Source organism: Streptomyces sp. NPDC032472 (assembly GCF_040636955.1).
Taxonomy (GTDB): domain Bacteria; phylum Actinomycetota; class Actinomycetes; order Streptomycetales; family Streptomycetaceae; genus Streptomyces.
The window spans coordinates 41,283-51,705 of record NZ_JBEZVK010000047.1 but is presented as its reverse complement, the minus strand read 5'-3'; the positions used below and the strand labels follow the sequence as shown (position 1 = coordinate 51,705).

Sequence of the window (10,423 nt, the reverse complement as noted above, 5' to 3'; positions counted from 1 at the left end):
CGCCGCGCGGGCTGAAATCAGCCCCGCCGGCGTTTGAGGCGCTGGGGGAGGGTCCGGGGGCGGAGCCCCCGGTTTCGGGAAGGGGCGGGGTGGGGAACGGCCCCGCGCAGCGGACCCACCGCACGCCCCCCGGACCGCAACCCCGGGGGGTGGTTACCCCGTTCGGGTCGGATCGTTGTACCGGGCGGGTGCCCGGGCCGCCACCGCGGCCGACCGCACCTCCCGCCAGGTGCCCGCACAACAGGGCCGGCCCCCGCCACCGACCCACCCCGAGGACACCATGACCGCGCCCGGACCCCCACCCCCGCTCGCCGGCGGCCGTACCGGCGCCGACGCCCTGCGCCCCCTCCTCGACACCGTCCTCGACGCCCTCGCCACCGGCGCCCGCGCGCGCGGCGGCCCGCTCCCCGCCGGCGGCCCCGACGTCGTCACCGCCCGCGTCACCGCCGCACTCGGCGACGTGCTCCCCGCCCACGGCACTGGTGCACACGAAGCCCTGCGCACCCTCGTCCACACCCTCGCCGAAGGCGCCGCCGACCCCGCCGAGCCGCTGTGCGCAGCCCACCTGCACGGCCCGCCCCTCGCCGTCGCCACCGCCGCCGACCTCGCCGCGAGCGCCCTCAACCCCTCCCTGGACTCCTGGGACCAGGCCCCCGCCGCCTCGGCGATCGAAGCCCTCGTCACCCGGGCCCTGGCCGCCGAGTTCTACGCCACCCCCGGCGCCCCCGGCACCGCCACCCCCGACGCCCTCGTCACCACCGGCGGCACCGAAGCCAACCAGCTCGCCGTCCTCCTCGCCCGCGAACGCCACGGCCCCGCCCTCACCGTCCTCCACGGCGAGGGCGCCCACCACTCCGTCCCCCGCGCCGCCTGGCTCCTCGGCCTGCGCCCCGCCACCGCCCTGCCCACCCCCTCCGGCGTCCTCGACCCCGCCCGCCTCGCCGACGCCCTCGCCGCCATCCCCGGACCCGCCCTCGTCACCGCCACCGCCGGCACCACCGACGCCGGCCTCATCGACCCCCTCGACGCCATCGCCGACGTCTGCTCAGCCCACGGCGCCGACCTCCACGTCGACGCCGCCTACGGCGGCCTCCTCGCCCTCAGCCCCCGCCACCGCCCCCGCCTGGCCGGCCTCCACCGCGCCCACTCCCTCACCATCGACCTGCACAAACTCGGCTGGCAGCCCGTCGCCGCAGGCCTCCTGGCCGTCCCCGACACCCGCCTGCTGGCCCCCCTCGCCCACCGGGCCGACTACCTCAACCCCGCCGACGACACCGAAGCGGGCCTCCCCGACCTCCTCGGCCGCTCCCTGCGCACCACCCGCCGCCCCGACGCCTTCAAGATCGCCGCCACCCTGCGCGCCCTCGGCCGCGACGGCCTCGCCCACCTCGTCGACCGCACCTGCGAGCTCGCCCACCAGCTCGCCGCCCGCCTAGACGCCCACCCTGCCTTCGAACTCCACGCCCCACCCACCCTCACCACCGTCCTCTTCCGCCCCACCCACACCGACGACAAAACCCTCGCCGACCTGCGCCGCACCCTCCTGCACACCGGCCACGCCGTCCTCGGCCGCGCCACCGCCGACGGCCGCCTCTGGCTCAAGGCCACCCTCCTCAACCCCCACACCACCCCTCAGGACCTGGACACCCTCGTCACCCTCCTGGAAGGCAGCAACCGCCGATGACCGCCCCACTCGATGCACCCCACGACCTCGTCGGAATCGGCATCGGCCCCTTCAACCTCTCCCTCGCCGCCCTCGCCCACGGCCTGCCCGCCCAGGGTGCAGGCGCACTCGCCACCGCCTTCTACGACGAACGCCGCACCTTCCGCTGGCACCCCGGGCTCCTCATCGACGGCACCACCCTCCAGGTCCCCTTCCTCGCCGACCTCGTCACCCTCGCCGACCCCGCCAGCCCCTGGAGCTTCCTCAACTACCTCAAGCACAAAGAGCGCCTCTACCCCTTCTACTTCGCCCAGCAGTTCCACATCCAGCGCGCCGAATACGACGCCTACTGCCGCTGGGTCGCCGACCGCCTCCCCGGACTCCACTTCGGCCACCAGGTCGACGCCGTCCGCTGGAACCACGAACACGACCTCTTCGAAGTCGACTTCACCCAGCTCGACGCCGACGGCGAAGCCGAAGCCCTCGGCCGCACCCACACCCGCCACCTCGTCCTCGGCATCGGCACCGCCCCGTACGTCCCCGAACCCCTGCGCCCCCTCGTCGAGGCGCCCACCGTCCCCGTCATCCACTCCGCCGACTACCTCGACCACCGCGCCCGCATCCTCGGCGCCGACCACGTCACCGTCATCGGATCCGGCCAGTCCGGCGCGGAAGTCTTCCTCGACCTTCTGCGCTCCCGCCCCGCCGGCCGCGAACGCCTCACCTGGCTCGCCCGCACCCCCTCCTTCGCCCCCATGGAGTACAGCAAGCTCGGCCTGGAACACTTCACCCCCGACTACACCCGCTACTTCCACTCCCTGCCCGAAGCCGTCCGCGACCGGCTCATCCCCGCCCAATGGCAGCTCCACAAGGGCATCGACACCGACACCATCGCCGCCATCCACCACGAGCTCTACACCCGCACCCTCCACGGCGGCTGGCCCGACGCCGTCCTCACCCCCGGCGTCACCGTCCGCACCGCCGGCCGCGTCGCCACCACCAAGGTCGAACTCCACCTCGAACACGCCGAGCAGAGCGCCCGCTCCCGCCTCACCACCGACGCCGTCGTACTCGCCACCGGCTACCGGGAACGCCCCCTCACCCGGCTCCTCGCCGGCCTCGACCCGTACCTGCGCAAGGACTCCTCCGGCCGCCCCCGCATCGACGAACGCCACCGCATGGTCCTCGACCCCGGCGTCACCGGCAGCATCTTCGTCCAGAACGGCGAACGCCACACCCACGGCGTCGGCGCCCCCGACCTCGGCCTCGCCGCCTGGCGCAGCGCCGCCATCCTCAACACCCTCACGGGCAAGAACCCCTACCCCGAACCCACCCGCACCGCCTTCACCACCTTCGGCCTCGAACACCGCGAACCCGCCCGCCCCCGCCCCACCGTCGAACTCCGCCCCCTCGTGGACCACCCGTAGCCCCGGACAGGTGACGCGCTGCTATGGTGTGCCGCCAAAGCCACGGCACAACGGGGGAGTTGATGCTGGAACCCGGACGACGCCCGCGGCGTGCCGGCAAGGGCTGGATCATCACCGGCCTGATCGCCCTGACTCTGTTCCTTGCCGCCGAGACGGCCGCGGGCCTGCTCCCCGACCTGTTCAAAGCGGCCTTCGGTGAAAGACCCCGGTATCTGGCACTCGGCACGGCGGCCGCCCTGGCGGTCGCCGGGACCGCGATGTACATCCGGTACCGGCGCTCCCGAACGGAGACCGCCGACGGGCTGCCGGAGATCACCCCGGAACGGCTCCAACGGGCCAGAAACGGACTACTGCACCGCGTCCACCAGACGTGGACCCGCGACCTGGACCACCGATGGGACGACACCGTCCGCATCGAGCTCGGCCTGCTGGACTCACCCGACGCCGTCGACGACCCCTGGGCAGCAACACGCCTCACCACACAGACCGGCACGCCACTGCCCCACGGCACCAGGATGCGAACGGTGTACGAGCAGCACGGCTCGCAGCTCCTCGTCCTCGGCGCGCCCGGCGCCGGCAAGACGGTCCACATGCTGGAGCTGACCCAGGCGCTGGCCGAACGGGCCATGACGGACGGCGAGGCGCCCGTTCCGGTCTTCCTCTGGACGAAGTCGATCCGGGTCGCCACAAGCAATGCGCCACCGAGATCAACGGATTCCTCTCCGCCGACGGGCACCCCCAGGGCGGCATCGCAGTCTCCTGCAGAACCGACGAGTACGAGGCCCTCCCCGAGCGGCTGACCGTCAACGGAGCCGTCGTCGTCCAGCCGCTCCCCGTCTCCGTGGTGCACGGCTTCCTCAACGACGCCGGACCGAGACTCGAAGGCGGAGCGCCGTCCACAGCTTCGGCGCGCCCGAGAAACGCCGGGCCCTCGTCTACGAGGCCTTCCTGGAGAAGATGATCAGCCGGGACCGCACCCTGCGCGGCCGGAGAGTGCCCGCCCGGTACGGCGTGGACGAGGTGACCAGGCGGCTGATGAACATGGCGCGTGACGTGTCGCAGCTCAGCATCCGGGCGGCGTGACCCGGTTCGGCGAGGGCCGGGGGCCGGAGACCACCGGCGTGGCCCCCGCCCCCCAGCACCGCGAACCGGCTAGAACACCGGTACGCCGGCCCGCGTCAGGCGCCAGTCCACCGACGCGAACTGCGCCGGGTCGACCGTCCCCTTCGCCTTCACCCACTGGATGATCGTGTTGCGGATCTCGTCCGAGTTCGCCCACAGCTGCTTCGCCTGCGGCACGTGCGGGAACGCCCCGCCGCCCGAGGCCCGGTAGTTGTTCACCGCCAGCACGAACCGCGCCGCCGGATCCACCGGCTTGCCCTGGAACGACAGCCCCGAGATCCGCGAACCCTTCGGCTGCGCGATGTCGATGTCGTACGACAGCCCGTACACCGCGTCGTAGTTGTAGTCCGGAGTCGCCTCCGCGTTCGTGATCTTCGCCGGATCCACCACCTCACCCGGAGCCGTCTGCACGAAGTACTTCGCCGAGTACTCCAGGTAGTCCTTCAGCTGCGCACCCGTCAGCAGCCGCGCCTCCAGCGTGTTCTCGAACGGGTACAGGCCCGCCGCATCCTTGATCGTCACCTGCCCCGCCGGAATCGCCGCCGTCCGCGAGAAGCACGAAGCCTGCGACAGCACCGGCAGCGCCGCCCACTCCGTACCGGCCAGCGCCCCCTTCACCGTCTCCGCCTGAACGTGGTTGATCAGGTCGATGATCGCGACGTCCTTCACCGGACCCTCCGCCGACGACATCGCCTGCGTGGAGGTGCCGATCACCTGGTTGACGTACGCCACCACCTTGCGGTGCTCGTCCGACAGCAGCCGCACGATCTTCGGGTCCTCCTCGGCCGTGTTGGAGTTCAGCACCTGCGCCGACACCTTCGCCACCGACCAGCGGCCCTTCGCCCACGTCAGCTCGAAGTCGAACAGCGTCAGCCGCTGCCCCCACTTCAGCGGCTCCGACAGCACCACGTCCTTGCCGGTCGCCTTGTTCTTCACCCGGTACTCCGGGATCTCCGTGTGCGCGTGCCCCACCAGGATCGCGTCGATCCCCGGCACCTGCTCCGCCACCAGACCCGCCGCGTTCTCGATGTACGGCAGCTGGTCACCGTACGACGACGTGCCGCTCGACCCCGAGTGCGCCGACACGATCACCACGTCCGCGCCCATCGACCGCAGCCGCGGCACGTACTTCGCCGCCTGCTCCTCCAGCCCCGGGAACGTCATCTTCCCCTGGACGTTCGCCTTGTCCCAGATCGCGATGCCCGGGTTCGTCAGCCCCAGCACCGCCACCTTCACGTCCGGCCCGTGCGGCGTGCGCAGCCGGTGCATGCTGTACGGCGGGAACGCCGGCTGCAGCGTCTTCGCATCCAGCGCGTTCGCCCCCAGCAGCGGGAAACGGCACTGCTCCTGGAACTTGCGCAGCACCGGGATGCCGTAGTTGAACTCGTGGTTCCCGAGCGCCGCCGCGTCGTAGCCGATCGCGTTCATCGCCTGCGCCATCGGGTGCACCGGACCGCGCCGCGCCGTGATCGGGTCGACCTTCGCGTAGTAGTACGACAGCTGCGTGCCCTGGATGGTGTCACCCGCATCGATGAGGAGGGTGTTGCAGCGCCCCTTCTCCGCCCGCACCCGCTCCACCAGCGTCGAGATCTTCGCCAGGCCGACGTCGTTGTGCGCCTTGTCGTCGAACTCCTTGTCCGTGAAGTAGTCCCAGTTGAAGACGTTCCCGTGCAGATCGGTCGTCCCCATCACCGTGAACGCGTACGTCCGCGGGGTCTTGGAAGAAGCAGCAGAAGCAGAACCGGAAGCGGCAGGTGCATCAGCCGCGGCGGCCGGGGTGCTCGTGGCCCCCGCCAGAGCCACGGCCGCGCCGGTGGCAGCCGTGGTGCCCAGAAACGTCCTGCGGTCGAACGCCATTTACATCTCCCCTGTTGAGGCCTGTACAACGCGCGTAGATTCTGACTGATGGGTAACAAGCCGCAACACCCCCGCCAGGTTTCGAAACGATGACCACACCGCAGCACATGGCAGTGCGACAGTGAATCCATGACCACCCAGGACGCACCCCACCAGCCCTACGGCACCCCCGAGGTCCCCCGCGTCGCCGTCCGCGGCGAAGCCCGGCTCGAAGTCGAACCCGAAATCGCCCGCATCGGCATCACCGTCAGCGCCCGCGGCACCGACCGGCGCACCGCCCTCGAAGACCTCACCCGCCGCAACACCACCGTCCTCGAACTCGTCAAGAGCTACGGCGAAGCCGTCGAAAAACTCGAGACCGGCGCCTTCTCCATCACCCCCGAACTCACCCGCCACGGCCGCGCCGAACGCATCCGCGCCTACCACGGCCGCGTCCACGTCACCGCCGAACTCAGCGACTTCACCGCCCTCGGCGAGCTCACCACCCGCCTCGCCGACCTCGAACTCACCAGCGTCGACGGCCCCTGGTGGGCCCTGCGCCCCACCTCGCCCGCCCACGGCGAGGCCCGCCGCCAGGCCGTCCTCGAAGCCGTCCAGCGCGCCCGCGAGTACGCCGTCGCCCTCGGCGCCGAACTCGCCGCCCTCGTCGAGCTCGCGGACATCGGCTCCGAGAACGCCACCCCCTACGGCGCGCGGCCCGCGGGCGGCGGCATGCGCTCCATGGCCTTCGCCGGCGATGCGGAATCCGCCGCGCCGCCCCTCGACCTCGAACCCCAGCGGCAGACCGTTTTCGCCCAGGTCGACGCCCGCTTCACGATGACGCCGCCGCAGCTCTGAAACGCCCGCGGGGGTGCTCATCAGAGCACCCCCGCGCACATTCAACAATTGTCAACAACCTTTTGCCCAAAGGTTGTTGAGTGGACACCCGGAACCAATTACCTACCCATTGGTAGGGGCATACGCTCGCCCCATGCGCCGAGCAAAAATCGTATGTACCCTGGGCCCCGCAACCGACTCATACGACCAGATCAAAGCCCTGGTCGAAGCCGGAATGGACATCGCCCGCCTCAACCTCAGCCACGGCACCTACGCCGAACACGAGGAGCGCTACCAGCGCGTACGCAAGGCCTCCGACGAGACCGGCCGCAGCGTCGGCATCCTCGCCGACCTTCAAGGCCCGAAGATCCGCCTCGGCCGCTTCAGCGAAGGCCCCGTACTCCTTGAACGCGGCGACACCTTCACCATCACCGTCGAAGACGTCGAAGGCGACCGCCACACCTGCGGCACCACCTACAAGGGACTCGCCGCCGACGTCACCACCGGCGAACGCATCCTCGTCGACGACGGCCGCGTCAGCCTCGAAGTCACCGCCGTCGACGGCCCCCGCGTCCACACCCGCGTCATCGAAGGCGGCATGGTCTCCGACCACAAGGGACTCAACCTCCCCGGAGTCGCCGTCTCCGTCCCCGCCCTCTCCGACAAGGACATCGACGACCTCCGCTGGGCCCTGCGCACCGGCGCCGACGTCATCGCCCTCTCCTTCGTCCGCAGCGGCCGCGACATCGAGGACGTCCACCGCATCATGGACGAGGAAGGCCGCCGCCTCCCCGTCATCGCCAAGGTGGAAAAGCCCCAGGCCGTCGAGGTCATCGACGAAATCGTCGCCGCATTCGACGGCATCATGGTCGCCCGCGGCGACCTCGGCGTCGAAATGCCTCTCGAACAAGTCCCCATCGTCCAAAAGCGCGCCATCAAACTCGCCAAGCGCAACGCCAAACCGGTCATCGTCGCCACCCAAATGCTCGACTCGATGATCGACAACTCCCGCCCCACCCGCGCCGAAGCCTCCGACGTCGCCAACGCCGTCATCGACGGCACCGACGCCGTCATGCTCTCCGGCGAAACCAGCGTCGGCAAATACCCCGTCGACACCGTCAAAACCATGTCCCGCATCGTCGAAGCCGCCGAAGAGGACATCCTCGCCAAGGGCCTCCCCCCGCTCACCGACCGCAACAAGCCCCGCACCCAGGGCGGAGCCGTCGCCCGCGCAGCCGCCGAAATGGGCGACTTCCTCGGCGCCAAATTCCTCGTCGCCTTCACCCAGAGCGGCGACACCGTCCGCCGGCTCTCCCGCTACCGCTCACCCATCCCCCTCCTCGCCTTCACCCCCGACCCCGCCACCCGCTCCCAGCTCAACCTCACCTGGGGCGTGGAAACCTTCCTCGGACCCCACGTCGACTCCACCGACGCGATGGTCGCCCAGGTCGAGGAGGAACTCCTGCGGATCGGCCGCTGCGTACGCGGCGACGTCGTCGTCATCACCGCCGGCTCCCCGCCCGGAGTCACCGGCTCCACCAACCTCGTCCGCGTCCACCACATCGGCGACGCGGTCCGCTAGTCGGCCGCCCCTCCCCACCGCCCCGCACGCCCCCGCCCGGACCCGTACACCGGCCGGGGGCGCAGCCGTAAGGGGAGGCGAGGGCGAGACGAGGGGAGGACGGGGAGAGAGGGGGAGACGAGGGGAGAGGAGGTGGGGAAAGGAACCGGAATCACTGCGTCACCACCCCGCCCCACGGCACAATCCATGGAGTCGGCAACGAAACACCCGCACCACCCCACCCCACTTGGAGCAGCCGGTGTCGTCGCAGGAAACCCCCATATCCCTCACGCCGCAACAAGCCGCCACCGGCGTCGTGATCACCGTCCCCCTGCCCGACGGCACCACCGCCACCCTCCGCATCCCACCCGCCCGCAACGGCGACCTCGTCCGCGCCCGCATCGGCGACCGCGAAGTCCTCCTCCGCATCCAGATCGCCGGCGCCCCCGCACCACCCGCCAAGTCCAACCCCCTGGGCTGCCTCCTGGGCCTGGTCATCGCCATCGCCGTCATCGCCGGCATCGTCGCCCTCAGCAACAACGACGACGACCACAAGCGCCCCACGGCCCGCGCCACCCCCACGTACTCCTACTCCCCGGCCCCCCTGCCCTCCCTGAACCTCGACCTCGACCCGACCACCGCTGCCCCCGAACCCAGCCCCTACGACGAGGGCACCTGCCTCAACGGCAGCCTCCCCGACTCCACCACCGCCACCCGCGTCACCGGCGTGAAGGAAGTCCCCTGCTCCGCCTCCGACGCCCACTACCGCGTCATCCAGCGCTTCTCCTTCACCAAGGACATGGACCGCTGCAACGCCAACTCCGACACCCAGTACGCCTTCTCCCACAGCTACACCCGCAACGGCGTCCCCATCAACGAATACGTCTACTGCCTGATCGGCCTCGGCTCCTACGCCCGCCCCTGACCTCACACCAGCGACCGCCCCGGCCCCAGCCGAACGAACGTCACGGCCGCATGCACCACCACCGCAACCGGCAGGGCAACGAACACCTCACCCGGCATCGCGCCGAGCACGGCCAGAGAGCAACACACCAGAACAGCCAGGAAAGTGGGCACCGCCGAAAGGAAGGCGATCCGCACCCGGATACGACGACTCACCACACAACTCCTCAAGTCCATCGAACAACAGTGAAAAGGACGTGCCGGGCCCGTCAGGCCCCCGCAGCCCGACGAGCCGCATCCACATAGGCGGCCAACTCACGCCACTCATCGGCCACGGCATCGGCGGGCTCCCCGGACATGGCGGCCGGATCCTCCTGCCAAGCACCCCGCACACCAGCCGCGATACCGGCGTCCCCACCGGTGAACAACACGCTCAGCTCGTCCATACGGGCAACCAGCCGCCGTACCGCCGGATCCGCGACAGGAGTCCCGGCCACCCGCAGCCGATCCACCCGCCGATACAGCTCGGGCCACTCCACCTCCAGCAGGTAATGAGCCGCATCCGCCAACCCGGCCGCCCGCGACCGCAAAACCCCCATCTGCTCGGCATCCAGATGTCGGCGCAGCACGCCCTCACCCTCGGGACCGGCACCCCCGATCGCCCGCAACGCCTCGACCAGCGCATCCGCCGTCGGAGCCTGCCCGGCGGCCAACCGCTCACCCAGCCCCACCAGGCGATCCCGCAACACCCCGAGCGCGGCCAGGGAAGCCTCGACACTCGCCAGGTGATCACGGACCAGCCGCACCGGATCCACCCCGCGGTCGAGGCAGACGGCAATCGACTCCAGGCCCAACCCCAGGCCGCGCAGCGCAAGCACCTGGTACAGCCGCACCAGGTCCCCCTCGGAATACTCCCGATGCCCGCCCGCGGTGCGGCGGGACGGACTGAGCAGACCTATGGCGTCCCAATGGTGCAGCGTGCGTACGGTCAGACCGGAGGCCGCAGCAAGCGGCCCCACTCTCCAGGACATGGGTGCGTTCATGCACCCACCATGCATCCTGACGCCGCGTAAG

10 protein-coding genes are annotated in these 10,423 nt (G+C 70.8%); 7 read left to right on the top strand and 3 right to left on the bottom strand.

Annotated features, from left to right (window positions below; all coding sequences use genetic code 11):
- The first annotated feature begins 280 nt into the window (after positions 1–280).
- The 4 genes from AB0F11_RS27185 to AB0F11_RS27170 all read left to right on the top strand — a co-directional run bounded on the left by AB0F11_RS27185 (position 281) and on the right by AB0F11_RS27170 (position 4,173).
- A complete protein-coding gene (locus AB0F11_RS27185) occupies positions 281–1,684 on the top strand; it encodes an aminotransferase class V-fold PLP-dependent enzyme (RefSeq protein WP_362178862.1) in 1,404 nt (467 codons plus the stop codon).
- Entirely contained in the window at positions 1,681–3,090 is a 1,410-nt protein-coding gene (locus AB0F11_RS27180; protein WP_362178847.1) for a SidA/IucD/PvdA family monooxygenase, read from the top strand. Before AB0F11_RS27185 ends, AB0F11_RS27180 begins: the two co-directional genes overlap by 4 nt.
- Positions 3,091–3,152: 62 nt before the next feature.
- Positions 3,153–3,890 (top strand): hypothetical protein, encoded by a 738-nt coding sequence (locus AB0F11_RS27175; RefSeq protein WP_362178844.1) that lies wholly within the window; start codon positions 3,153–3,155, stop codon positions 3,888–3,890.
- Positions 3,891–4,047: 157 nt separating this feature from the next.
- On the top strand, positions 4,048–4,173 hold the full coding sequence (locus tag AB0F11_RS27170) for a hypothetical protein (protein WP_362178841.1): 126 nt from the start codon (positions 4,048–4,050) through the stop codon (positions 4,171–4,173).
- 69 nt (positions 4,174–4,242) lie between these two features.
- Here the strand turns inward: AB0F11_RS27170 and AB0F11_RS27165 are convergent, their stop codons facing one another.
- Positions 4,243–6,069 carry a 5'-nucleotidase C-terminal domain-containing protein gene (locus AB0F11_RS27165; RefSeq protein WP_362178839.1) on the bottom strand — a complete coding sequence of 609 codons (1,827 nt, stop codon included), beginning with the start codon at positions 6,067–6,069 and terminating at the stop codon, positions 4,243–4,245.
- A gap of 129 nt (positions 6,070–6,198) precedes the next feature.
- Between AB0F11_RS27165 and AB0F11_RS27160 the strand changes: the two genes are divergently transcribed.
- The 3 genes from AB0F11_RS27160 to AB0F11_RS27150 all read left to right on the top strand — a co-directional run bounded on the left by AB0F11_RS27160 (position 6,199) and on the right by AB0F11_RS27150 (position 9,371).
- Positions 6,199–6,906, top strand: a complete 708-nt coding sequence (locus tag AB0F11_RS27160) for an SIMPL domain-containing protein (RefSeq protein ID WP_362178836.1) — start codon at positions 6,199–6,201, stop codon at positions 6,904–6,906.
- Positions 6,907–7,039: 133 nt separating this feature from the next.
- Complete coding sequence (gene pyk, locus AB0F11_RS27155) at positions 7,040–8,467, top strand: pyruvate kinase (protein WP_362178833.1); 1,428 nt, start codon at positions 7,040–7,042, stop codon at positions 8,465–8,467.
- A 238-nt stretch (positions 8,468–8,705) separates the two neighbouring features.
- Positions 8,706–9,371, top strand: a complete 666-nt coding sequence (locus AB0F11_RS27150) for a hypothetical protein (protein ID WP_362178830.1) — start codon at positions 8,706–8,708, stop codon at positions 9,369–9,371.
- Positions 9,372–9,373: 2 nt separating this feature from the next.
- Here AB0F11_RS27150 and AB0F11_RS27145 read toward each other — a convergent pair whose 3' ends face one another.
- Both AB0F11_RS27145 and AB0F11_RS27140 read right to left on the bottom strand, forming a co-directional pair.
- Entirely contained in the window at positions 9,374–9,565 is a 192-nt protein-coding gene (locus AB0F11_RS27145) for a hypothetical protein (protein WP_362178827.1), read from the bottom strand.
- 53 nt (positions 9,566–9,618) lie between these two features.
- Positions 9,619–10,392: a MerR family transcriptional regulator gene (locus AB0F11_RS27140; RefSeq protein ID WP_362178824.1), complete on the bottom strand. Its 774-nt coding sequence runs from the start codon at positions 10,390–10,392 to the stop codon at positions 9,619–9,621.
- Positions 10,393–10,423: the final 31 nt, after the last annotated feature.